Source organism: Arthrobacter sp. AOP29-A2-19 (genome assembly GCF_058138025.1).
Map to the genome: position 1 here is coordinate 656,373 of NZ_CM176894.1, position 25,541 is coordinate 681,913.

Below are 25,541 nucleotides of genomic sequence, written 5' to 3' on the forward strand. Positions count from 1 at the left end.
CAAGCGGGTGGCCACCCAAGGTCCGCTCACTGCGGTCGTAGCCCCCGGGCAGCGGCACAACCCCAGATCGGGGTCGGCGGCGGAGGAGTCACTGAGGTCAGGATTCCATCCCCCATCCGTCCGTCGGCCCCTTTCGGGTGGTTCTCCAGCGGTCCAGGTGTTTGGAAAGGGGTCAACATGAGCCAGCTTGATCGAGCGGTCTTCGGCGGTACGGTGCACAATCCCGCATTGCCCCGCCCGGCGCAACATCGATTCGGCATCCAGGCCATGCTCCGCGTGGCGACGGACCGGATCGGAAACGGCGGCGCCGGGCTTCGCGCTCCGGCGGTCCCCGGCATCCTGCAGTCTGCCGCTCCGGTGGCCCCCACCGCGGCTCCGTCCCTCACGGCAGCGCTCGCATCGCCCCCGGGGGCCCACGCACCGTCGCAATTGCGGCGCACCTACTTCCGCAGGCAGGTCCTGGCCGACACCGCCGTCGTGCTTGGAACCGTTGCCCTCGGCTCCGTCCTGCCGGGCTCCCAGCTTTCCGGATCGGCCCTGCTGCCGGCCATCGCCATCGCGGCCGTTTGGCTCGGATTGCTTTCCGTCTTCCGCACGCGGGACCGGCGGGCCACGGCGCTCGGAGCCGCGGAATACGTCCGCGTCCTGAAGGCCGGCGCCGCCAGCTTCGGCCTGCTGGCGTCCGTTTTTCTCCTGATCGGATTCCAGCAGGGTGCCATCGCGCTGGCCGCCACAATCCCGGCCGGGACGGTGCTGTTGGCAGTCGAACGCTGGGGCCTGCGCCGCTGGCTGGATGCTCACCGCCGCGCTGGCCGGCACCTGTCCCGCGTCGTCGTCGTCGGCAAGCCAGTCGAGGCGGCCTACGCCGTCGACCGCCTGCGCCGGCACGGCGGCTCCGCCTACCAGGTCGTCGGCATAGTGCCGGACGTGGATCCGGCCGCCGTGGAATTGGCCGGTGGGGATCCGGCCGTCTGGGACCTCCCCGGCGTGCCCGTCGTCGGAACCGCCGACGACGTCGGGGCGGCCGTCCGCGCGACCAGCGCCGAGGCGGTCCTGGTGGCCGGGCACCTCGAGGGAAACGGGCGGTCCCTTAAGGAGCTCGCCTGGGAGCTGGAGCAGTACGGCGCAGAACTGGTGCTTGGCCTCGCGCCGACACACGTCGCCGGATCCCGGCTGAGTCTGCGTCCCCTGGACGGCCTGCCGCTGATGCACGTGGACCCGCCCCGCTTCACCGGTGCCAAGCACGTGGTGAAGCGGTCGTTCGACGTCGTCGCGTCGGCGCTGGCGCTGGTGGTCCTGGCGCCGGTGTTCGCTCTCCTGGCCATCCTCATCAAGCGGGACAGCCCGGGCCCGGTGATCTTCCGCCAGGAGCGGGTCTGCCGGAACGGGGGAACGTTCTCCATCCTCAAGTTCCGCTCCATGGTGCTGACCGCGGAGGAGGAACTGGCGCGGCTGCGCGAGGCGAACGAGGGCAACGACGTCCTGTTCAAGCTGCGCGACGACCCCCGCGTCACGCGCACCGGCAAGTGGATGCGCCGCTTCTCCCTGGACGAGTTGCCGCAGATCGTCAACGTGCTCCGCGGGGAGATGTCGCTGGTGGGGCCGCGGCCGCCCCTGCCCGGCGAGGTGGCCCAGTACAGCGGGCCCGAGGGCAGGCGCCTCTTCATCAAGCCCGGCCTGACCGGCCTGTGGCAGGTCAGCGGCCGCTCCAACCTCAGCTGGGAAGAGAGCATCCGGCTGGACCTCTACTACGTCGAAAACTGGTCCCCGTTGGGCGACCTCCACATCATCTGGCGAACCGTCCAGGTACTCCTGCGCCCCGTCGGCGCCTACTGACACCCGCACGCATTCGCCAACGAAGGAAATGCAACCACCAACGGAAAGAGGCAAGGACATGGATAAGTCGTTCGCAACGCTGTTTGCCCCGGGAAGCAAGATCCTCTGGGTGGCCACCGCCGGGGGCCACCTGGCCGAACTGAAGATCATCTCCGAGATGTGCCCCGCCTGGTCCGAGGACTCCACCTGGGTCACGTTCGACACCGCGCAGTCGCGGTCCATGCTCGAGGGGCAGAACGTCAAGTTCGTGGACTACGTCTCGCCCCGCGACTTCAAGGGAACCGCCCGCCTGGTGCCCACGGCCTACGGGTTGCTCTCCAAGGGCCACTACGACGCCGTGGTGACGACCGGGGCGGCCATTGCCGGCGCCTTCCTGCCGCTCGCCGGGCTGTTCGGCGCCAAGGCCACCTACATCGAGAGCCTGACCCGGACGACGGCACCGTCGGTCACCGGGCGCGCCGCGGAGATCATGCCCGGCGTGCGCTGCCTGACCCAATACCGCAGCTGGTCCCGGCCGGGATGGTCCTACGACGGCACCATCCTGGACGGTTGGGAGCGGACCGAGCGGGACACGGGCGAGCCCATCCGCCACGTCACGGTCTCCGCCGGATCGATCCGGCCCTACCGCTTCGACCGCCTGATCGACGCGGTGCTGCAGCGCGTCTCCGAGGAGCAGGACGTGACATGGCAGCTCGGCGCCACCGAACGCGAGGGGTTGCGTGGCGACGTCCACGAGTCCCTTCCCTGGAGCGAGCTCGGAGACAAGATCCGCTCCTCCGACGTCTATGTCTGCCACGCCGGAGTCGGGTCCGTGCTGCAGGCGCTGGAGAACGGCAAGATCCCCATCCTGGCCGTGCGCTCAGCCGTGGAGCACGAGCACGTGGACGACCACCAGGGGCAGCTCGCGCGCGAGATCGTGTCACGCGGCCTGGCGATCGAGCTGGACCTAAGCCGGCCGACCGGCCGCGAGTTCGCGGAGGCCTGCCGCTACGGCGTCCGCAAGCGCGACGACGGAGATGGGGCTGGAGTTGTGCGGGCGGAAGGCATGGCGGCGGCCGCGGTGCCGACCGCAGGCGCCGCGGTTCGGGTCGAAGCTGCGGCCGGCGACGACCCCGTCATCCGCCTGTCCGGCACCGGCCCGGAACCGACCGGCGACGCGCCGGCCGGCGACGCTCCGGTCACGGTCCCGGTCCACCACCGGCGGAGGGCCGGCGTCGGGCAGTCCTGACCCGCATCGCGAGGCCTCTTGGCCGCCAATTTCCATTCCCGGTTGACCGCCGGGAATGGCGGGAGCCCCGCCCACGCGGGGCTCCCACTCAGCTGCACACCACATGCGGGGCGGGCCCCGCGACATCACTCTGGGGGATCGATCGACATGAGAACACCGACACAGTCAGCAAGCGGGACTGGCCTGCGCGCGGGGGCGGCCGTGCTGGCCGCCGTCATTGCGGGAGGTCTGGTCGCATCCGGGACGATGCCCGCCGCCGCCGCCGGGACCCATTCCGGGACGCCTTCCGGGGCAGCCGCCTGGCCGAGCGCGCATTCGCCGCTGCCGGACGGGTTGGATCCGGTGGACGACGCCGGTGTGGACCTGCAGTTCGAGGGCGACGACGGTTTGCTCGACGCCGAGGGAACCGGCACCGGATTCCGCCTCGCGCTGCCCTCCGGGGCGGCGAAGGACCGCTCCTACGTTCCGGAACGGCTGGCCGTGGCGGAGGGCCAGCTGCGTATCACGGCCGCCCCGGGGGCGGCCGCAGGTGCCGGGGACAGCCTGGAGAACGCGCTCGGCTACGCGTTTGCCCGGCCGACGTCGCCCTTCGCCACAACGGCGGAGATCGCCCTTCCGCTTCCCTCTGCCGTGGGTGCCGAGGCGGGACTCTGGATTGGCGCCGACGAGGACAACCTGCTGACCCTGGCCGTGGGGCGCTCCAATCGGGGTGCGCCCGAGGTCCGTCTTGAACTCGAGGACGGCGGAGAGGCCCCGACCGCGAGTCCGTCCTCGGACCAGTTGGGGGAAGACTCCCTCGACGCACCCATTCATTTGGCACTGGACATCGATCCAGAGACCATGAGGGCCACGGGGTCCTACCGGGTCGGCGACGGGAAGCCCACCGAACTGCCCGCAATCGAGCTTCCCGACACGTTCCTTGGGTCCGTGGCCGACGCTCCAGGCGCCGCGTATCTCGCCGGAGTGTACGCATCGGGCGACGCCCGCGGCGGGGCCGCCGGCGGCGAAGGCGCGACGGCCCCCGAAGCCGGGGATCCCGCCGTGTACTCCTTCGACGCATTCACGTGGACGGCGGACCCCACCGGTGGTGGGGCGCCGTCGGAGGAGGGGCCCGCCGCGGAAGATCCCGCCGAGGAGAACCCTGCCGAGGAGACCCCCGCCGGCGCAGCGCCTTCCGAGGGCGCCCCGGAGAGTGCGTCACCAGGGGCAGAATCGCCGGAGAACGGGGCCCCGGAGACCGAAGCTCCGGAAAACGAAGCTCCCGAGACCGAAGCTCCGGAGACCCAGGCGCCCGAGACCGAAGCGCCCGGGACCGGAGCGCCGGCGACCGAGGAGCCGGCCGATGATTCCCCCACTGCCGGGGAGCCCGCGCCGGAAGACTCGGCGGGGGAGCCCGCCGCGGAGGAACCCGCAACGCAGGACACCGATCCGGCGAAGCCCGCGCCGGCGAGCCCGAACACCAAACCAAACGCCGCGCCCGTCTGCAGACCCGGCGAATGGCTCGCCACCTACTACTCTGGCATCGGCCTCCTCGGAGCGCCGGTGAAGCAGGACTGCCAGGTGGACATTGTGCACGACTATCCGGTGGGCGAGGGCCCCGAGGGCGTCGGCCCGACCTCCTATTCCGTCCGGTGGAGCAAGACCATCCACACGAAGGCCGGGGCACACGCGTTTGCCGCCAGCGCCGACGACGGCATCCGGGTCCTGGTCGACGGCGCACCCGTCATCGACCGGTGGGGAGCCCCCACACAGGCTTCCGTTGAAGCAACCGTGGACCTCAAGGCCGGACCACACGACGTCGTCGTCGAGTACTTCCAGGCCGGCGGCACCGCCCGTGCCGGGGTCTCCTACGAACACGCGGGCGGTGACGCCGAGGCCCCCGTCGCGCCCACCAACCTGTTCGCGCAGGCGCATCCCGCGGAGACCGCTGGCTCGGGCACGGCGGGCGCGAACAAGGCCGCCGAGGACAAGGCGGGCAACGTCGAGCTCCGCTGGGACGCCAGCGCGTCGAAGGACACCGCCAACCACCGCGTCTTCCGCGGCCCCGAGGGCTCCTCCGCCGACGAGCTCGAACCGCTGAGCGGTCTCCTCGGAGCCGTCGATTCCTCCTACACCGACCAGGGAGCGGATCCCGGGACCGCGTACGTTTACGCCGTCGTCGCCGTTGACGCTGACGGCAACATCTCGGACTTCTCCAACACGGCCGAGGTCGACGCGCTCGCGGTGGAGGCCACCGCAGCCGTGGACGCGCCGACCCAGCTCGTGGCCACCGGGGCCAACACGGCAGTCGCCCTCTCGTGGGGGGCACCGTCGGGCAGCGTGGCCGGGTATCGCATCCACCGCTCGCTCCAGCCCACGGTCCTGGACACCGGAGAGCTGCTCACCGGCGAGGGCCTCGTCACCGGGACCACGTTCGTCGATCAAACGGTCACGAACGGAACCACCTACTTCTACGTCGTCACCGCCGTCGACCTGTTCGGCGAGGAGACCGGCCCGTCCAACGAGGTCTGGTCCGTTCCCAACATCCCCAACACGGTGAACGTCAAGGTGGACTTCACCACCTCCACCGGCGCGGTCCCCGCGGGCTACGTTGCGGACTGGGGAGAAGCGTTCGGTCCGCGGACCGGCCCGGGGCAGGGCGCGGACAACGTCTATGGCTGGCTCACCCAGGACGGGAACCCGCTCAGCCTGGCGGGCAACGGCCGCGACCGCGGGCGCGCCGGGATCGACCAGCGGCTCGACTCGATCATCCACGCCCAATACGGCGACGCGACCGGAACCAGCGGCGTGAAGACCGAGGGAATCTGGGAACTCGCGGTTCCCAACGGGGTCTACGAGGTCACCGTCGCGGTGGGCGACAACAGCTACGACTCGCTGCACGCGGTGAACGTGGAGGCGGCGGCCGGCATCGAGTCCTTCCGCGGCACCGCTGCCACCGAGTACCGGACCACCACCGTCACCGTCGGCGTTTGGGACGGCGCCCTCACCATCTCGCCGCAGGGCGGAACCAACACCAAGCTGGCCTTCATCGACGTCGTCGGCGTGGACCGAGCCCCGCACGTGGACACCATGCGCCCCGAGAACCGCGCCAGCGGCCACGATCCGCTCGACGGCGTGTCCGCCACCATCCGCATCCCCTACGCAGGCGTGGGGGTCAACCCCACCACGCTGCCGGGGAACGTCCACCTCTACGAGGTCGCGACCGGGGCCGAGGTTCCCTCCAGCACCGGCACCTCCGGCGGCAACGACGTCATCTCCACCCAACCCGACGCGGCCCTGAAGCCGAACACCGCCTACCGGTTCACGGTCACTGCCGGCGTCAAGGACAACTTCGGCGTGCCGTTCGTTCCCTACACCTCCGTCTTCACCACCGGGGCGGGCGTCCAGGAGACGCCCGAGGAGCACACGCCGCTGGTCGGCGTCGGCTTCGAGAAGGTCGAACAGACGGAGGCCAACGGCTTCTACTGGTCCTCCATGGCGTTCGGTCCGGACGGGAAGATGTACGCCACGTCGATCGGTCAGGGCATCAGCCGCTTTACGGTCGCCGAGGACGGCACCCTGACGAACCGCGAGGACCTGGGCCACTACGGCCGCGCGATCATTGGCCTGGTCTTTGATAAGAACGCGACGGCGGAGGACCCGCGGCTTTGGATCACCTCCACGACCGCCAACGTGTTCAACGAGACCGGCGAATGGGTCTCCGGCATCAGCCTGCTCAGCGGCCCCGCGCTGGAGACCGAGTCCCGCGTGTTCGAGGGCCTGCCGCGCTCGCAGGCCGACCACCTGACCAACTCCATCGAGTACGGCCCCGACGGGCGCCTGTATTTCCTCCAGGGCTCCAACCAAGGCGCCGGGGACCTCGACAACTCGTGGGGCCAGCGCGGGGAGAAGCTTCTCACCGCGGCCGTCCTGGTCTTCGACCCCGCTCACTCGGCCGTCCAGCAGGCCATCGCGACCGGGGTCCCGATCAACGTCCAAACGTCCGACGGCGGCAGCTACGACCCGAATGCGCCGGGTGCGCCGCTGCAGCTCTACGCGACGGGCATCCGGAACGCGTACGACCTGGTCTGGCACTCGAACGGGCACCTCTACGTGCCCACGAACGGCACCGCGGGCGGGGCCAACAGCCCCGGCGTCCGCGCCAACGCGAACGGCACGTACACCCGCCTCGCGGCCAGCGGCATCCCGGGCTTCAGCTCGGTCAACGGCCAGGACGTCACCGAGCAGTGCGTCCGGCGCGGGTACACCGGCGGCTCGGTGCCGGCCGTGGGCAACCAGCCGACGCAGCGGGACCTGCTGTTCGACGTCGTCGCCGGCGGCTACTACGGCCACCCGAACCCCGAGCGCTGCGAATGGGTGCTCAACGAGGGCAACGACCCCGCCAACCCGCCGCTCTCGGCGGGCCAGGGCGGCAGCAGGTACCCCGCGGGGACGCTGGCGGATCCCGACTACGAAGGAATCGCCTGGGACCTCGAGTTCAACAAGTCCCCGAACGGCTCCATCGAGTACGGATCGAACGCCTTCGGGGGCCAGCTCCAGGGCCGGCTGATCGTCACGCGCTTCTCCAACAACAACGACCTGCTCTTCCTGGAGGTGGATCCGGAGACAGGGGACGTGCTGGGCCAGCAGACCTCCGTGGGGATCACCGGTGTGGACAATTCGATGATCAACGGGGTCAGCGGCTTCAACGACCCCCTCGAGGTGGTCGAGGACCCGCGGACCGGCAACCTCTACGTCAACCAGTACGACCGTTCCGGGAGCGACCAGAAGATGTGGCTGCTCAAGGTGCCCGAAGGCCAGCAGGCCGCACCGCTGGAGTCCTCCGCCGACGAGCTGGTCTTCTCGGCGGTCAAGCAGACCACAAGCGCCGGCAAGACCGTGGACGTCACCAATGCCGGACCCAGCGCCGTGGTGCTCGACGCCACGCTGTCCGGCGCCAACGCCTCGGACTTCCGGGTGGTCTCCGGCAACGGGGCCGTGCTGGAGCCGGGCGCTACGGCGGCCGTCGCGGTGGCGTTCGCTCCGGGCAACACGGTGGGCAAGCGGCAGGCGTCGCTGGTCCTGGCTACCGGGTCAGGATCCATCGCTGTGGACCTGTTCGGGCTGACGATGAACGGCATCGAGGGAGACAACGAGCCCGTGCTGCAGAGCGTCGTCGATGTCCTCGGCTACGGCGTCGACGTGGGCTTCAACGTCCTGGCGGGCGGGACGGACCCCGGTGCGAGGGGCGAGGAGGTGCTGGAGCCGCTGTTCGTCCGCGCCTCCAACGCACCGGTCGGCATGGTGCCGCTGGCGCAGTACGCCCCGCGGGAGAACCTTCCCTACGGCTGGTACACGGGAGACGGCGCCACCGCGCAACGCCACCAGGTCGGTTCCATCCACATCGACGGCTACCAGTCGCTGCTGCCCCCGACCGGAGCGGGGTCGTCGGCCGCATTCGACCCGGGCGACGAGGCGTTCGGCCTTTACTACTACTCGAACGCCTTCCAGCGGCTCGGCTTCACGGAGGACCGGCTGAACACCGGCGGCGTGCCACACCGGGCGCGCGTCTACCCGGCAAAGGACCGCGCCGGGCAGCCCATCCCGAACACGTACCTCGTGGGGTTCGAGGACGCCAGCAACGGCGACTACCAGGACTACCTGTTCCTGCTGACCGGCGTCCGGCCCGCGGGTGAGGTCGTGGATCCGGGCGACGGCGAGCCGGCCGGCGCCATCAAGGTGGACTTCACCACGGCCGCGGGGGCGCTGGCTCCCAACTACCTCCGGGACTCCGGCCAGGCCTTCGGCCCGCGGGCCGGCGCGGACCAGGGCGGGCAGGCTTTCGGCTGGCTCAACCAGGCCATCGGGAACCCCACCGACATGTCCACCGCCGCGCGGGAGCGTGTGGTGGCAGGCGACTACGACGTGCGCCAGCTGTCGCTGACGCACATGCAGTCCGCCGACGTCCCCTACTTCACCGGGGTCTCCACCTACGCCAAGTGGGAGCTCGCGCTGCCCGACGGGGTCTACGACGTCACGGTCGGGGTCGGCGAACCAACGTTCCAGGCGCTGCCCGGCGAGCACTCCATCAACATCGAGGGCCAGCCGGTGATCAGCCGCTTCGTCCCCACCGGGGCTCCCGGGAACCCTGCGCGCTCGACGTCGGCCACCGGGCGGGTGGCCGTGAGCGACGGCCGCCTGACCATCGACGCCGTCGGCGGGACCAACACGAAGATCGGCTTCGTCGACGTGGTGCCGGTTCCCGATGCGGTGGGCGACGATCCCACGGACGGCGCGCAGGTCAAGGTCAACTTCCAGACCTCGGCCAGCGCGACGCCGGCGGGCTGGCTCGCGGACAGCGGGTTGCCCTACGACGCCGGCCGCGGCAGCGGATGGCTCTCCGGCGGTTCGCCCGTCAACCTGACGGCCTACGCGAGGCACCGGGCCGCGGCCACGGCGGGCATCAACTACCCGCTGAACGAGCCGCTGCTGCAGGGATACCTCCACATGGGGCCGACGGCCGCGCTCGCCTCGGCGACGTGGGAACACGCGGTGCCCAACGGCACCTATCTCGTCGGAGTCTCGGTGGGCGACTCCGCCTACCTCGACTCGGTCCACGGCATCGCGGCCGAGGGTCAGCCGGTGATCCAGTCCTTCGTCCCGACCGGGGCGACGCCGTTCCAGACGGGGTCGCGCCAGGTCACGGTCTCCGACGGGAAGCTGACGCTGACCAGCACGGGCACCAACACGAAGATCAACTGGGTCTCCATCAAGGGCGCGGCCCTGGACGAGGTCCCGGCAACGGCACCCGTGGCGAAGTACAGCTTCCAGCCGGCCGACTTCGGGACCATCGAAGGGTGGATCCCCGACTCCGGTGGCGCATTCGATGGCGACGGCCACGGATGGCTGGTCGGCGGGATCCCGGCGGACCGCCAAGGCGCGGTCTACCGCGCCTCGGCACTGAACGGCATCACCTACCCCGCCGGAAACCCGCTGCTGCAGACCACCATGCACATGCAGGCCGGAACCAGGGCCGGCGTCGTCGACGGGGTGTGGGAACGCGCCCTCGCCAACGGCACCTACACTGTGGAATTGTCCGTCGGGGACGCCAACTACCTCAACTCCACACACGCGGTCTCGGTCGAGGGGGAGCCGACCATGGAGCCGTTTGTCCCCAGCGCAACGCAGCCGTTCAAGACCGTCGCCGTCACGGTGGACGTGTCCGACGGCCGGTTGACGCTGGTTCCCACCGGAACCAACACGAAGGTCAACTGGATCACCGTCACGGGCGAGAACCTCGACGATCCGGTGGTTGTCCCGGACCCGGACCCGGAGCCGGAGGAGCCGGACGCTGAGGCGATCCGTATCAACGCCGGCGGTCCCGCGGTGGTCGTCGCGGGGACTCAATGGCAGGCGGACACGTTCGGCACCGGAGGGAAGTCCTTCACGAACCCCGCAGTTACCGCTATTGCGGGAACCGACGCAGACGCCCTGTATCTGGACGAGCGCAGCGGGGCGTCGTTCGCCTACGCGATCCCCGTACCGGCCGGAACCTACAGGGTTCGGCTTCACTTTGCGGAAATCTGGCACGGAAGTCTCGCCTGGGCTCCGGGCGGCGCGGGGAAGCGCGTGTTCAGCGTCGACATCGAGAGTGGCAAAGCTGCCGTCTCGGGGCTCGACATCGGAGCGGTGGCAGGAACTGCGGCGGCGCGTGTCGAGAGCCGTGACGTTGTTGTTGAAGATGGCGAACTGAACCTCGCTTTCGGGTCCACGATCGACGAGGCATCGGTCGGCGCCATCGAGGTTGTTCGCGTGGGTCCGCCGACCTAACGTCCGACAGCGCAGGCGCACTTGTTGGGGCGACAGGTAGGCAAGCAAGAGGTAGTGGGCGGCGGGGCGCCGGTTCGTTTGGATCGGCGCCCCGCCCGTGTGCGGTCCCGGGCCCTGGGTCAGGGGCGTGCCGGGGCGCGTCCGGTTAGCAGGGGGCGTGGCTGGGTTCGGGGTGGAAGTAGGTGTTGCGCAGCGGGCGCCGTGACGGGTCCGCGTGGGCCGGCGGGATCCAGTACGGGACCCCGCGGATCACCTCGATCTCCCAGTCCCCGGCGTGCGCGAGGTGGTGGTGGAACGCGCAAGCGAGCGCCCCGTTGTCGATGTCGGTCGGCCCGCCGCGGGACCACCACCACACGTGGTGGGCCTCGCACCCGTCGGCCGGGGCCGCGCACCCGGGCGCGGTGCAGCCGCGGTCCCGGGCGTAGAGGATCCGGCGCTGGTCCTCGGTGAACAGCCGCTCGGCGCGGCCGGCGTCGAGCACCTGCCCGTCCCCGCCGAGGACGACCGGGATCAGGTCCGCGTCGCACGCGATCCGGCGGACGTGCCGCGGGTGGATGGTCCCGCCGTGCACGGCCTCGGAACGCCGCGCTCCGGTCGGCCCGGCCCCGGAGGGCCCGGCCGCGGTGGGGGCGAGCTGGTCCAGGAGGGTCTGGTGGTCGATGGTGACCATGACCTGGGGGCGGTTCCCGCCGTTGCGGGGCAGCCGGTTCGTGGACAGGGCGACGCCGAGCGCGCCGACGAGCCCGTCGAGGAGCTTCTGCGCCCTCGTCCGCGGGTCCATGGGGGCCGGGACCGCCTCCCCGTCAAGGGTCATCGCGTTGAGGTCTCGCCCGGTTCCGGGGCAGGCGGCGCCGGGTGCGGCGGGGTCGGGGCGGGGGCCGGTGCGGGGGTTCGCGGCCGGGGAGACGGCGGCGAGGAGCCGCTCGGCCTGGGCGTCGTCCATGAACAGCCGGAACGCGCGCAGCCCGAACCGGCGCCCGCAGTCGAAGAGCCCCTGGAGCTGGGTTTTGGTCTCCTCGGAGGGCTCGCGCCCGTCCTGGTCCAGGCGCAGCTCCCAGACCTCGGCGACCTTGCGCACGGTCTCCGGTCCGGCCTGCCCGGCGGTGGCGACGAGGTTCGCTTCCATGGCCTCGAGTTCGCGGTGGCCCCCGCCGGGCAGCTGCCGGGCGGCCGGGCGGACCCGGTCCAGCGCCCGGACCAGCAGCGCGGCCGTGCCCAGCGACAGGGTTCCGGCGTCGAGGGCCGCGGCCGCCGCGCGGTGGCGGGGCGCGACGGGCTCCCCGGTCAGGGACCGGGCGGGCAGGACCGCGGTGGCGACCTCGAGCCGGGTGCGGGCCTCGGCCCGTCCGATCCGCAGGGTCCGGGCGAGGTAGTCGGCCGTGGACCGGTACTCCGGGCGCCGCGGCCCGGCGCCGGGGGCGCCGATCAGGGCGATGCCCGCCCGGTCCGCGGCCTGGGCCGCGACGAGCTGGGCGCGCTGGACCTCGTGGTGCAGGTCCTCGATCGTCGGGAGCAGCGCGGCGAGCTCGTCCCGGTTGTCGGGGCGGGCGAGGAGCTCGTCGATCCCGGCGCGGACCAGCGCCCGCAGGGACCGGAAGTCCGGTCCCTGGGTCGTGTGGTCTGGCGTCGGGGAGTCCATACCCCCAGTCTTATCGAACGTGTGTTCGAGTAAGCGGCCGGAACCGGGATGGTGGACGAACGACAGCTTGCGAGGCATGTGGAGGACAAGACGCGCGAGCGTGGACGTGACTCCAATCCGGTTGCCGTTCTCTTGAAACGCATCCGAAGGCGTGGTTCCCGAACCGACCGACCCGTCGACCTCCACCTCCAGCCCCGCCCTGAAGCGTCGCACTCAAGCGCCGACCCTAAGCCGGATCGACGCCACGTGCCCATGCAGCACACTCGTCACAAAAGCAACACCCGTTTTGCTGTTCCTTCGGCTAGGTGAAGCCGTCCACTTCGGTTACCTTTGTCTCGGCATCTGGGGGCCGCACTCGACCGGACTGACCTACCGGGCGGGCTGCCGGGTGCCGGGGGATGACTTTGTCATCACTACTAAGGACGCCACAAAAAGTGAATACCAAAACGACGACCATCACCGCGGCCGCCGCCGCAACCCTGCTTGTCTTGGGCCTGGGAGGTTCGGCGGCCGCTGCCCCGACGAAGGTCGGCACATCCGTGCCGGCGGCCGTCACCGTCAGCGCCAAGCGAATCGCCTTCAACCACCCGTTCCGCTCCAGCGCATTCTCCAACACCTCCGTCGGATCGGGCGCGATCTTCGGTTCCGCCACCGATCGGCGGAATGTCGCCCTTCAGAAGCATTCCGCAAACATCAACCGCGACAGTTGGTCGATCCCGGTCTACCGCGCCACTGCCAGTGATCCGACCGTGACCGTCTCCATCAACGCGAACTGGCGACAATCCATGCGTGTGCCCTCCGGCGCGACCACGACCACGGGCACGGACGGGCACATGACGATCGTCCAGCCCGACGGCAAGACCGCCTATGAACTGTGGGGTCTCAAGCGGACGTCCACCACGACCATGTCGGCCGGCTACCTGGTGACTACCGACATCACGGGCACGGGCACCAAGGCAGGCACGAGGGCGGCTGGCGTCAGCCAGCTCCACGGACTCATCCGCGCCCACGAAGTGGCAAGCCTCAATATCCCACACAGCATCGCCATGGCCATCGACAACGACCAGCTCAAGAGCGTCAACGGCGGGACGGGGGTGTGGCCTGCGCACGACGAGGACGGCAACTCGGCCAGCACGTATGCCGGTGCGATCCCCATGGGCACGATGTTCGCCCTGCCCGGCTCGGTCAAGATCGACTCGCTGGGTCTCAGCCCCGAGGGCAAGGCGCTGGCCCGCGCGCTGCAGAACTACGGGGCGCACGTACTGGACCGTTCAGGCGGCGTGGCCATCTATGCGGAGCCCAAGTCCAATGCCACGGCGGTCGCCCGAATGAAGGCCGATTGGGGAAAGCTGAAGAACATGCTGCGCGTTGTCACCAACAACACGGAGACGAACGTCGCGGGCGGCGGCACCCGCAGGGTGGCACCCTTGCCGGAAGTCTCGGCCGGATAGGAGCCGGATATCAGAGGGCCGCGGCACCCAGCCCAGCCCAACCCCGCCCCCGCCCCCGCCCCCGCCCGGGCGATGGCCGGCCATGGCACCCAACCCAACCCCGCCCCTGCCGCAGCCCGGGCGACGGACGGCGGGCGGGGGCGGCGGGCCAGGCGGGGTGCCGCGGTCAGCCCACGCGTGTCACGGCACGGACCTGGGACCGCCCCGGCGCGAGGTACGTCCATCCCGCGTCCCGCCACCGCTCGGGATCCAGCACGTTCCTCGCGTCGAGGATCAGTGGCAGATCAACCCGCTGGGCCAGCCACACAGGATCCAGCTCGCGGTACTGGCGCCACTCCGTCAGCAGCAGGACGGCGTGGGCGTTGCGCACCGCGCTCTCCAGATCCGCCTCGAACCCCAGCTCCGGGAAACGCCGCGCGGCGTTCCCCAGCGCTTCCGGATCCGTCACGGTCACCGTGGCGCCCTGCAACTGGAGCTGCGCGGCGACGTTGAGCGCGGGGGAGTCCCTGACGTCGTCGCTCTCGGGCTTGAACGCCGCCCCCAAGACGGCGATCCTGCGCCCGATCACCGACCCCCCGCACAGCTCGCGTGCCATCTCGACGACGCGGGTGCGCCGGCGCATGTTGATGGAGTCGACCTCCTTCAGGAACGTCAGGGCCTGGTCCGCCCCCAACTCGCCGGCGCGCGCCATAAACGCGCGGATGTCCTTCGGCAGGCATCCGCCGCCGAAGCCCAGCCCGGCGTTCAGGAACTTGCGCCCGATCCTCTCGTCCAGCCCGATGGCGTCGGCCAGCAGCGTGACGTCCCCGCCCGCGGCGTCGCAGACTTCCGCCATCGCGTTGATGAAGGAGATCTTGGTGGCCAGGAACGAATTCGCGGCGGCCTTCACCAGTTCCGCGGTCTCCAGGTTCATCACGAGGCGTGGCGTGCCCGCGGCAAGCGCGGCCGCATAGACCTCGTCCAGCGCCGCCACGGCGTCCCGGCCGAGGGGACCGTCCGGGACCCCGTACACAAACCTGTCCGGCATCAGGGTGTCCTGGACGGCGTGGCCCTCACGCAGGAACTCCGGATTCCACGCCAGCACGGCGTCCGGCTCCCGGACGCGCAGCAGCGCGGCCATGCGTGCGGCGGTCCCCACGGGGACAGTGGACTTGCCGACGACTACGTCGCCCGGCTTCAGCAGGCAGGCCAGCTCGCCGAACGCCGCCTCCACGTATCCGAGGTCCGCGGCGAACTCGCCCTTGCGCTGCGGAGTCCCCACGCATACAAAGTGCACGACGGCCGAGGCCGCCTCTGCGAAGTCCGTGGTGAAGCGCAGGCGGCCGGTGTCCTGCGCCTCGGCCAGGAGTTCCGGCAGTCCCGGCTCGAAAAACGGCGCCCGGCCCGCGGCGAGCTCGTCGATCTTGCGCCGGTCGACGTCGATCCCGACGACGTCGTGCCCCAACTTGGCCATGCTCGCGGCATGGACGGCACCGAGGTAGCCGCAGCCGATCACTGAAATACGCATGTGTCAGTCCTTCTGTTCGGATGGTCCGACGCCGTGGCCTACAGGCCGGCGGGCTGGTCGGCTTCGGCGGCCCTCGCCGCCGGGGCGGCTGAGGCGGCCTCGGCCAGGTAGTACGAGCCGTAGCGGTCGGCGTCCGGGCCGCGCCGCGGCAGCCGGTTGAGCACCACGCCGAGGAGCTCGGCGTTGGCGATCCGCAACGTGGACATCGACTCCTCCAGCTCGGCGGCCTGCACCTGCCCGCTGCCGACCACCATCACCACGCCACCGGCCTGCTGGGACAGGATGGCGGCGTCCGTCAGCGACAGCAGCGGAGGCGCGTCGATAACGACGTAGTCGAATGCCGACTCAAGGTGGGCCACCAGTCGGCGCATGGCCTGGCTGGCCAGCAGTTCGCTGGGGTTGGGCGGCACCTTCCCGGTGGTCAGGACGCGCAGGTGGGCGTTGCCGGGCAGCGGCCGCAGCAGGTCGTCGACGCCCTCCTCTCCCATCAGCGCCGTGGTCAGTCCGGTCCGGTTCGGCAGGCCGAAAAACTTGGCCATGCTCGGCCGGCGCAGGTCGGCGTCCACGAGCACCACGCTGTGGCCCTCGTCCGCCAACGCCAGTGCCAGCGAGGCCGCCGTCGTGCTCTTGCCCTCGTCCGCGACGGAGGACGTGACCAGGACGGAACTGACCTGGCGGTCGAACTGCGCGAACTGCAGGTTGGTGCGGATCTTGCGGAAGCACTGCGCCCGGAGCCCTTGGAGCGCGTCCGCCGCGTGGATGGGAGTCCTGGTGGCGGCACGGTCGAACGGGATGCCGCCCAATACGGGCGCGTCGGTGACCTGCAGCAGGTCCTTCTTTCCGCGCACACGGTTGTCCAGGGCGTCCGCGGTGAAGATGGAGAGGATGCCCACGGCCAGGCCGATCAGCAGGCCGAGTCCCAGCGAGAGCGGGACGTTCGGCTGCGACGGCAGCGCCGGGAGCGTCGCGGGGGTGACGACGGTCAGGGACACCAGCGGGTCGCCGTCGGAGGACAGGCCCTCGACGTCGTCGACGGCGGCCACGAGGCTCTCCGAGACCGCCGTGGCCAGGTCGGCCGCCCCCTGCGGCGTGCCGTCGGTGACCTCCAGCGTGATCAGGACGGTGTTGGAGTCCACGGACGCGTTGACGTGCTCGGCCAGCGTGCTGGGGGTCATGTCCAGCCCCAACTCCGCGATGGCCGGCTGCAGCACCGTGGGGGTGCTTGCCATGCCCACGTAGGAGTGCGTCCGGGACAGGATGAACAGGCTGCTTTGTTGCCGCTCCAGGATGGTCTCGGTGGAGCCCGATGCGACGAACAGCTGGGTCTGCGACGTGTAGACCGGCGTGGTCAGCATGGCCGCGGCCCCGCCGCCGGCCAGCCCCAACAGGGCGCACACGACGATGGCGATCCAGCGCCGCCTCGCAATGCGTAGATAGTCCTTGAGATGCAAGGTGATCACCTTCCAAGAGTGGTGTGGATTGTTGCGGCCCCATGCGTGTCAAGGACCCCCGATACGAGCATCTTGGTTCAGCGTGCCCCGCCCTGGATAGCGATTTTGGCCCCAGAGCCCAGAGTCCAGTACCCGGATGCCGCCCGGTGGGCAAAGCGAGTAGTGCGAATGCGTGCCGGGTACCCGTGCCGGTCCCGGCGCGGCTTCCTAGTGTCGGTGGGGAGGCGGCACAACAGGGGAATGCCGTCCACCTCGGGGAAGGAACGCCAACATGAGTACCACCGCGCCACCGGCCGCACGCACCGGCAGACTACTGGTCCACCAGTTCGATCCGGTGAGTCCCGTGCCCGGCGGCATCGACGGTTGCATCCGGGACATCCTCAAGTACCTGCCGTCCGGAACGGACGTTGCGGTGGTGGGCGTCGACGGCGGCCAGGGGCCCGCCGAGCGGCGCCTCGGCCGGTGGGAACGGCACGTCCTGGGCGAGACGCCATTCTGGTTCCTTCCTGTGGCGCGGCTGGATCCGGCGGCGCCGGGACGCAGGATGCCGCACATCCTCCGGGTGCTGGCCGGCACGGCCCGGTACTGGCGAAGGATTCCCGATGCGGTCCGCGTCGACGCGCACCGCATGGACACGGCGCTGGTGATCGGCACGCTCAAGCGCCGCCCCGTCACCTACTTCATCCACACGCAGGCGGCCGGCCTGCGCAGCGGCCACTCAGATTCCTTCTGGAGATTTGCCGGCGCGCTGCACGGAAAGCTCGAGGAACGGGTGGTCCGCGGCTCCGCGGATGTGATCGTCTTCAACGCCGACTACGCGAAGCAGGCCACCCGCTGGAACCGGGCCGCACGCTTTATGCCCCAGTGGTTCGATCCGCAGCTCCTGGCCCCCGCGGGCGGGGCACGCGATGCGCACCGTCTGGTCTGGGTGGGACGGCTCGAGGCGCCCAAGGACCCGGCGCTGGCGATCGCGGCCTACGCAGAACTCGTCGAACGGTTCCCGGACGCCGGCTACACGCTGGAGATGCTGGGGTCCGGCACGTTGCTGCCGGCCGTTCAGGCGCTGGTGGCGGACCTGCCCGAGGGCGTGCGGAGCGGCATCACGCTGCGCGGGCGGGTGGAGCGGGGCGAGGTCGCCGAGATCTCCTGTTCCTCGGGGGTGTTCCTGATGACGTCCCACCCCGGGTACGAGGGCTATCCGCGCAGCCTGGTCGAGGCGCTTGCGGCAGGGCTGCCGGCCGTCGTCACCCACGGTTCAGACACCGGCGGGCTTGTGGTCGACGGCATCACGGGATACACCTGCGGGCGGGAACCGTCCGAGCTGGCCTTGCGCATCGCCGACGCCACCGGTCTGGACCGCAACGGACCGGTCTCCGCCGTCGCGCACCTCCGCGCCGAGACACTGGTCCAATCCGTCTTCAACGCTCCCGTCCAGAACGGGGCCCGCTGATGCCGCGGCTATCGGTGCTGATGCCGGCCTACAACTCGGAATCGACCGTGGAGAAAGCCGTCCGGTCAACGCTGCGGGCGCTGCCCTCGGACGCCGAGCTGCGCGTGATGGACGACGGCAGCACGGACGGCACGCTGCGTGTCCTCGAGCCGATCGCCTTCGCCGAGAAACGTCTGGTGGTGACGGCGGCGCCTCAAAACGGCGGCGTCGCACGGACGCTCAACTCACTGCTCGGCGCCTCGGACAGCGAGCTGGTGGCACGCATGGACGCGGACGACGTCGTCCTGCCGTGGCGCTTCGCCGTTTCCTCGGCGGTCATCGAACGTACACGGACGGACGCCGTCTTTATGTCCGTGGTGCACAACGATGCCGGCCGCTTGCGGCCCATGGCCCCGCTTCCGCTCGGGCCCCGCGGGGTGCGCGCCGCGCTCCTGGTGGGCAATCCGGTCGCGCACTCCACCATGATGGCCCGCCGCTCGGCGCTGGACGCCGTCTCCGGCTACCGCGAAGTTCCATCCGAGGACTACGACCTCTGGATGCGGCTCAGCGCCGACGGATATGCGCTCCGCCGCACCGGCACGCCCGGCATCGTCCTGCGCCGTCACGAGAACCAGGTCACGGCGCGGCCGGACTTCTTCGCCGCGTCGGCCGGCGACGCCGCCACCGCCCACTCCCACGCCGAACTGAGCCGCCAGGTGCTGCGCGGGGCCCCTCGGGTCTTCCACCTGCTGCACCGGCCCACCGCGACGGCCCCGGAGGCAGCCGAGGTCGCGGAGTTCCTGCGGCATGTCCGGGCGCACGCCGAGGGCCTCCCGCCGCTGGACCGGGCGCTCGTCCGGCGGTACGTCCGCATCGCCGAACCGGTGCGCCACGGCATCCCGGTCCTGGCCGGAGGGGTGACCCACGATGGACGTTGAGTCGCTCGGACTGGGTGTGTTCGTCTGCGCCGGCCTGGTCCTGCTGGTGTTGCCGGCGGTGCCGGCCGGCGCCGTGCTCTTTGCCATCGTCGCCCTCCGCGCGCTGACCGATTTCGGCATGACGTCGACCGGCACGGGGCCGGCGGCCTTCGTGGCCGCTTCCGCAGGGCTGGGCGTCCTGGCCATGATCGCCGCGGTCGTGCCCTCGGGGACACCGCTGCGGCCCGCGGTGCACGCGGTGGTGGGCGCCATCCTGTTTGTGCTCGCGCTCGGAAGCTGGGTGGCCATCGACATCGCCGGCTTCTCCACCACCACCGTGAGCGAGGCCGCCGCGTACGTTTCGATGCTGGCCCTGTTCGTGCTGGCGGCGCGCTTCGGCAGGGGCCGGGGTAACGACCCCCTGCGCCATCTGGCGCTCGCCGTCCTGCCCGCGGGCGTCCTCTCCTTCGCCGGGTTCGTCTCCGGGCAGGAGTTCGCGCTCTCCCCGGGCGGCCGCCTCGCGGGCACCTTCAGCCACCCGAGTCCGGCGGGGGCGTTCTTCGCCGTCGCCGCCCTGACGCTCATTGTGGTGGCCTGGCAGCTGCGCTCGCCGTGGGCCCTGGTGTCCGCGGCCGTCAGCCTCGTGGGGCTGGTCATGACACAAACCCTTGGCGCGGTCCTGGCCTTCGCCGTGGGCGGGCTCGTGTTCCTCCTCTTCTCCGCGGTGCTGCGGACCATCCAGAAGGCCGCCGTCCTGATTGTCACCGCGCTACTCGGAACGTTCGCGTTCCTCTCGAGCAGCGCCGCGGGGAGGCTCGCCGAGTTCGAGGAGATGGATGTGGCCGCGGCGCTCGCCACCGGGTCCAGCGCCAACAGCCTGGAATGGCGCATCATCAACTGGGAGCGGCTGCTGCACCTCTGGTCGGAGCGCCCCGTGCTCGGCTACGGGCTGGGCAGCACCTCCACCTACGTCATGCCGCTGGGCGGCCCGCCGCACAGCCTGCCGATCGAGCTGCTCGTCGAATTCGGGCTTGTGGGCGCGGCGGTCATCCTGGCCGCCGCCGTGCCGATCCTGATGTTCATCGCGCGCTGGACCGCGCGCGGCCGCTGGGAGGGCGCGCTGATGTTGGCCCTGGTGGCCTTTATGCTCGTCAACGGCGCCGAATCCAACCTGCCCGACTACACCGCGGCCATGTACCTGCTCGCGGTGGTGTTCGGCCTGCTCTACGCCCGCCTGCGCACCACACCGGAGGCCGATCCGCCGGGCGGCAGCGCGGCGGCCGTCCCCGCCGTCCCGGACCTCCCGGCCGTCCCGCGCTGGGACGGACGCCGCCGCACGGCGACTGGCGCACACTCCGGGCGGGTGTCGCCATGACGGCGCGATCCGGGGTGCGTTCCGGGACACCAACGGCGGGCGAGTCCACGCGGACGACGGTGGCCGGGCGACTCGGGCAGGACTGGCACCGTAACGCCGGACAGCCCCAGATCCAGGTGCTTTTGGTGCTGTTCCGCCTGGCCCAGGCGGCGCGCACACACAGCGGGCCGCTGAGACGCCTCGCGCCCGCCACCACCCTGCTCTACCGGTGGCCCGCGCTGTTCATGGTGGGGCTGGACATGCCGGTCAGCACCCGCATCGGACCCGGCCTCGCGGTGCACCACGGCATCGGAACGGTGGTGCACGCCGGCGCCGAGCTGGGCCGGAACGTCACCCTCCGCCAAAACGTCACGGTCGGATCCAAGGCCGCCGGAGCCCCTGCGCCGCGCCTCGGCGACGGGGTCGACGTCGGGGCCGGGGCCAGCATCATCGGCGACATCGCCATCGGAGCCGGGGCCCGCATCGGCGCGGGAGCCGTGGTCCTGGTGCCCGTGCCCGCCGGCGCCACGGCTGTCGGAAATCCCGGCCGCGTCCTCACGGCAACGCAGACCCCACCATCGAAGGAACCGGCATGACACAGAGAGCCAGCCCCACCGCCGGCCCGCCCACGGCGGTCACGTGCATCATCCCCACGCACCGGCGGATCGAGGCCTTGATGGTCGCCGTCGAATCGGCCCAGGGCCAGACCCTTCCGCCGGCCCTCGTTGTGGTTGTGGACGACACGGGTTCCGCCGACGTGCGCGCCCGCGTCGAGTCCGCCACCGGCCCGGTTCCCACGCTGTACGTCGACGGCAGCGGCAACGATCCCAAGGGTGCCTCGAGTTCGCGGAACCTGGGCGCGACGTTCGCAACCACGCCGCTGCTGGCGTTCCTGGACGACGACGACCGCTGGGAGCCCGGCTTCCTTGAGGCCTGCGTCGAGCGCCTCCGGGCCGCGGACGCGGACCTCGGCATCGCCTGGGGCACCATCGAGGTGGGCGGCCAACCCGGCCGCCGCTCCTGGGCCATGCGGGCCGGTATCGACGCGGCGGACTGCGTGGCGTTGAACCCGGGCATGACGGGCAGCAACTTCGTGGTCCGACGCTCGGCCTTCGACGCGGTCGGCGGGTTCGACGCCGGCCTGCCCGTCTACAACGACCTGGACTTCCTGGTGCGGAGCCTGAGGCGAGGCTCCACGTACGCCGTCGTGGAGCGCGAGTTGGTGGTCCAGAACGGCGACGGGCAGGACCACCTGTCTTCCCGGGGCCCGCGGCGCGTGGCCGGCATCGAGCGCTACATCGACAAGCACCGGGACCGGCTCGGGTCGAGGGACCTGCGCCTGCTCCGGCGCGACCTCCACCTCGCGCACAGGCACCCCGCGCAACCGCTGCGGCGCCGGGTGTTCCACTTCGCGATGATGTGGCTCCATTCCTCGCCGCACCACGTCGCCCAGCTGCTCCGCGAGCGGTTCGCCGCCGGCGGCAGGAGCTACGCGTGAGGGGGCAGTTCGCCGCCCTGCTGCTCTCGCGTGGCGCGGCCAGCGGCTTCCAGGCGCTGACGGTCATCCTGCTGGCCCGGTGGGTCGGGGCCGAGACCTTCGGCGTGGTCGCGATCGTCACGGGTGTGGGCATGGTGCTCTTCACCGTGTCCGATTGGGGACTCTCCAGCTACATTCCGCGGGCCAGGGCCCGGGGCGACCACGGAGAGGTGGCACTGGGGCTGCGCCTGAACCTCTTGGGCAACGCGGCGGCGGGGCTGCTCTTCGGCGTTGTCCTGGCCCTGCCCGCCGCGGCGGGGGCGTTGTCCCCGTGGCTGTGCCTCCTGCCGTTGGCCCTCGCCGCCGACCAGTTCGTCGAGGCCGGACTGACCGTTGCGGTGGCGGACCGGGCCAAGCGCGTGGTCATCGTTTCCATCACGGTGCGCCGCTCGCTCACGCTCGCCGCGATGTTCGCCCTCCATGCGCTGGGCGTGGACCCGGTGGCCGCCTACGTGGTGGGACAACTGGCGTCGGCCGCCTTCGGCCTGGCACACGTGCGGGCGGACCTGCGGCGCCGCGTTTCCGAACCCGGACCGCGGCCGACGGCCGCGGCGATGTACCGGGCGCTGGTTCCGTACGTCGTCGCGAACGTCAGCACAGCGTCGCGGACGCTGGACGCGGCGCTCATCGGCGCGCTGGCGTCCGTGCAGTCCGCAGGGCTCTACTCCGCGGCCGAGCGGCTGATCCGGCCGTTTATGTTGGTCGGCGGCGCGGCCGCGGCCGTTGTGCTCCCGCATGCCGCCCGGCACCCCCTCGCGGAGGGGAAGCGGCTGGGCCGCGTCCTGGTCGTCTCCGCCGTCGCGGCCTTGGTGCCGCTGGGCGGACTGGCGCTCGCGAGCGGCCCGATCGTCCGGCTGCTCTTCGGCGACGCGTTCGCGGGGGCGGCGCCAATGCTGGCCTGGGGACTTTGCTCGCTCCCGTTCGTGTCGCTGGCGTCCCCGCTGGGCGGCATCCTGCAGGGGCAGGGCCACGCCGGTTTCGTGGCCCGCAACGGCATGGTGTTCGCCGCCGTCACCCTGGCGCTCATCGCGGGAGGGGCCTGGCAGTGGGGCGGTACCGGGGCCGCCGCGGGGGTCGGCGCGGCCTACTTCCTGAAATGCCTCTTCCTCTGGACCCGGCTGGAGCGCGCGGCCGCCCCTCCGAACACACCCACCTTCCGCCCGCGGGGCCCGGAACGCGCCGCCGCCAACCGCAGGGCCGAACGCGAACTGAAACCCGCCGGCAGCACATCGAGAGGACGTTGACCATGGAACGGAAACAGCAATCGGGAACACGCACGAGGACGGCCTCTGCGGCGGCGATCGCCGCGGCGCTGGCGTTGGCGGCGGGGCCGCTGTCGGCGGTGCCTGCCGCCGCCGCCGACGAGGAGACCATCCGCATCAACGCGGGCGGCCCCGCCTTGGTGGCCGGCGGGGTCCAATGGCAGGCGGACACCTACTCCACGGGCGGCAAGTCCTGGACGGGCTCCGCCACGGCCATCGCCGGCACGAACGACGACGCCCTGTACGTCGACGAGCGCAGTGCGACGGCGAACCTCGGCTCCTTCGGCTACGCGATTCCGGTGACCCGCGGCGGGACCTTCACTGTCCGCCTGCACTTCGCCGAGCTGTGGTTCGGCGCGCACGCGTGGGCTCCCGCGGGCGCGGCGGGGCAGCGCGTCTTCGACGTGAACCTCGAGGGCGGCGCGGTGGAGCTGGACAATCTGGACGTCTTCGCCCGGGCCGGCTCGGCGACGGCGCTCGTCGCCAGCACGGACATCGCCGTGACCGACGGGACGCTGAACCTCGAATTCGCGGCCTCGGCCAACCAGCCCACGGTGGCGGCCATCGAGGTGGTGTACCCCGAGGCGCCCGCGGATCCCGACCCGGTGGACCCCCCGACGTCGGCCATTCCGCCCCTCCGCATCAACGCCGGCGGGCCGGCGGCCACCTCCGGTGGCGTCGATTGGGCCGCGGACACGTATTCCGGCGGGGGGAAGACCTGGACCGGCTCCGCCACCGCGATCGCCGGCACGGAGGACGACGTCCTCTACCGCGACGAACGCAGTGCTACGGCAAACCTCGGCCAGTTCTCCTACGCCATTCCCCTCCAGCGGGCGGGGGAGTTCACCGTCAGGCTGCACTTCGCCGAGCTGTGGTTCGGAGCCCACCCATGGGCGCCCGCGGGCGCGGCGGGGCAGCGGGTCTTCGACGTGAACCTCGAGGGCGGCGCCGTCGAGCTCGATAACCTGGACATCTTCGCGCGGGTCGGGGCCGCCACCGCGCTGGTCACGACCCACACGATCGCCGTGACCGACGGGACGCTGAACATCCAATTCTCCGCGTCCGCCAACCAGCCCACGGTGTCCGCCATCGAGGTTGTCTACCCGGCCGGGAGCACCACGCCCACGGACCCGACCGGGCCCGCCGACCCGGACGGGATCGCCTGGCCCGCCAGCTGGGCCTCCGGTCCCTCGGCCCCGCAGGTCAGCTACGAGACCGCCGTCTCTACGGTGAACGGAACCATCTACAGCTTCGGCGGGTTCGACAACCAGTACCGGGTCCGGCGCGGCTACTACGGCTTCAACCCCGCCACCGGCGTCTGGACAAACCTGGGGAACATGCCCGCCGGGCTCGCCGAGACCCACCAGGGGACCACCACGGACGGCCGCTACATCTACCTCGCGGGCGGATTCGCCGGCGACCTCGACGACAGCCGCGCGCCCCAGCAGGATACGACGTCGACCATCTACCGGCTGGACACGCTGGACAACACCTGGACCAGGCTGCCGGACCTGCCCGCGCCCCGCGGGGCCGGGGCGGCGAAGGTCGTTGGCAACAAGCTCCACTACATTGGCGGCCTGCAGGCGGACATGCACACCAACGTGGCGGACCACTGGGTGTTGGATCTCGCGACGCTCGCGTGGTCGACGGCCGCGCCGCAGCCCAATCCCAAGGACCACGCGACCGTCGCGGCCGTCGACGGCAAAATCTACGTGATGGGCGGAGAGCACGAGCACCACCGCCTGCACCTGCAGCAGAAGGACGCCCACGTCTACGATCCGGCCACCAACGTCTGGACGCGCCTGGCGGACATGCCCACCGCCAAGAGCCACCTCGAGGGCGGGACGTTCGTCTCCGACGGCAAGATCATCCTGGCCGGCGGACAGGTGGACAACTTCGCTCCGACTGCGGAGGTGGTGGCCTACGACCCGGCGGCCGACTCCTGGACCACGCTGGATCCGCTCCCGGCGCCACGCCAGGGAGCGATCGTCCAGCGGGCCGGCAACAAGGTGGTGGTCGCGCTCGGCGCCACCGAAACCTGGCTTCCGCAGAACACCACGTGGATCGGGGATTTGCCCTGACGCCGAAATGCAACTGTTGCGGTGCGGCTTGACGAAAAGG

General features: G+C 71.1%; 14 protein-coding genes. 11 read left to right on the forward strand and 3 right to left on the reverse strand.

Translation table 11 applies throughout. From position 1 onward, the window contains the following. Positions 1-177: 177 nt before the first annotated feature. The 3 genes from AC3ZJJ_RS03035 (at position 178) to AC3ZJJ_RS03045 (ending at position 10,873) form a co-directional block, all read left to right on the forward strand. Positions 178-1,836, forward strand: a complete 1,659-nt coding sequence (locus AC3ZJJ_RS03035) for a sugar transferase (RefSeq protein ID WP_489893786.1) — start codon at positions 178-180, stop codon at positions 1,834-1,836. Between the two features lie 58 nt (positions 1,837-1,894). After that, on the forward strand, positions 1,895-3,064 hold the full coding sequence (locus AC3ZJJ_RS03040; protein WP_489893787.1) for a glycosyltransferase: 1,170 nt from the start codon (positions 1,895-1,897) through the stop codon (positions 3,062-3,064). A 147-nt stretch (positions 3,065-3,211) separates the two neighbouring features. Further along, entirely contained in the window at positions 3,212-10,873 is a 7,662-nt protein-coding gene (locus AC3ZJJ_RS03045) for a malectin domain-containing carbohydrate-binding protein (protein ID WP_489893788.1), read from the forward strand. A gap of 145 nt (positions 10,874-11,018) precedes the next feature. Here AC3ZJJ_RS03045 and AC3ZJJ_RS03050 read toward each other — a convergent pair whose 3' ends face one another. Beyond that, positions 11,019-12,512 carry an HNH endonuclease signature motif containing protein gene (locus tag AC3ZJJ_RS03050; RefSeq protein ID WP_489893789.1) on the reverse strand — a complete coding sequence of 498 codons (1,494 nt, stop codon included), beginning with the start codon at positions 12,510-12,512 and terminating at the stop codon, positions 11,019-11,021. A 434-nt stretch (positions 12,513-12,946) separates the two neighbouring features. Here AC3ZJJ_RS03050 and AC3ZJJ_RS03055 point away from each other — a divergent pair, with 434 nt between their 5' ends. Next, complete coding sequence (locus AC3ZJJ_RS03055; protein ID WP_489893790.1) at positions 12,947-13,963, forward strand: hypothetical protein; 1,017 nt, start codon at positions 12,947-12,949, stop codon at positions 13,961-13,963. Positions 13,964-14,129: 166 nt separating this feature from the next. On the opposite strand, the gene AC3ZJJ_RS03060 is transcribed toward AC3ZJJ_RS03055, so the two are convergent. Together AC3ZJJ_RS03060 and AC3ZJJ_RS03065 are read right to left on the reverse strand one after the other, a co-directional pair. Beyond that, positions 14,130-15,470, reverse strand: a complete 1,341-nt coding sequence (locus tag AC3ZJJ_RS03060; RefSeq protein ID WP_489893791.1) for a UDP-glucose dehydrogenase family protein — start codon at positions 15,468-15,470, stop codon at positions 14,130-14,132. 38 nt (positions 15,471-15,508) lie between these two features. Next, the gene (locus tag AC3ZJJ_RS03065; RefSeq protein ID WP_489893792.1) at positions 15,509-16,930 is read right to left on the reverse strand and encodes a tyrosine-protein kinase domain-containing protein; all 1,422 of its coding nucleotides are present in this window, start codon (positions 16,928-16,930) and stop codon (positions 15,509-15,511) included. Positions 16,931-17,192: 262 nt separating this feature from the next. Here AC3ZJJ_RS03065 and AC3ZJJ_RS03070 point away from each other — a divergent pair, with 262 nt between their 5' ends. Genes AC3ZJJ_RS03070 through AC3ZJJ_RS03100 form a run of 7 tightly spaced genes read left to right on the forward strand, consistent with a single transcriptional unit; the run spans position 17,193 to position 25,501 of the window. Then, the gene (locus tag AC3ZJJ_RS03070; RefSeq protein ID WP_489893793.1) at positions 17,193-18,371 is read left to right on the forward strand and encodes a glycosyltransferase family 4 protein; all 1,179 of its coding nucleotides are present in this window, start codon (positions 17,193-17,195) and stop codon (positions 18,369-18,371) included. Next, positions 18,371-19,288 carry a glycosyltransferase family 2 protein gene (locus AC3ZJJ_RS03075; protein ID WP_489893794.1) on the forward strand — a complete coding sequence of 306 codons (918 nt, stop codon included), beginning with the start codon at positions 18,371-18,373 and terminating at the stop codon, positions 19,286-19,288. The genes AC3ZJJ_RS03070 and AC3ZJJ_RS03075 overlap by 1 nt, the downstream gene beginning before the upstream one ends. Further along, positions 19,278-20,642 (forward strand): O-antigen ligase family protein, encoded by a 1,365-nt coding sequence (locus tag AC3ZJJ_RS03080; RefSeq protein WP_489893795.1) that lies wholly within the window; start codon positions 19,278-19,280, stop codon positions 20,640-20,642. Before AC3ZJJ_RS03075 ends, AC3ZJJ_RS03080 begins: the two co-directional genes overlap by 11 nt. Then, complete coding sequence (locus tag AC3ZJJ_RS03085) at positions 20,639-21,217, forward strand: LbetaH domain-containing protein (RefSeq protein ID WP_489893796.1); 579 nt, start codon at positions 20,639-20,641, stop codon at positions 21,215-21,217. Before AC3ZJJ_RS03080 ends, AC3ZJJ_RS03085 begins: the two co-directional genes overlap by 4 nt. Further along, positions 21,214-22,119: a glycosyltransferase family 2 protein gene (locus tag AC3ZJJ_RS03090; RefSeq protein ID WP_489893797.1), complete on the forward strand. Its 906-nt coding sequence runs from the start codon at positions 21,214-21,216 to the stop codon at positions 22,117-22,119. The genes AC3ZJJ_RS03085 and AC3ZJJ_RS03090 overlap by 4 nt, the downstream gene beginning before the upstream one ends. Then, positions 22,116-23,402 (forward strand): lipopolysaccharide biosynthesis protein, encoded by a 1,287-nt coding sequence (locus tag AC3ZJJ_RS03095; RefSeq protein ID WP_489893798.1) that lies wholly within the window; start codon positions 22,116-22,118, stop codon positions 23,400-23,402. The genes AC3ZJJ_RS03090 and AC3ZJJ_RS03095 overlap by 4 nt, the downstream gene beginning before the upstream one ends. Positions 23,403-23,404: 2 nt before the next feature. Next, positions 23,405-25,501: a malectin domain-containing carbohydrate-binding protein gene (locus AC3ZJJ_RS03100; protein WP_489893799.1), complete on the forward strand. Its 2,097-nt coding sequence runs from the start codon at positions 23,405-23,407 to the stop codon at positions 25,499-25,501. The last annotated feature ends 40 nt before the right edge of the window (positions 25,502-25,541 follow it).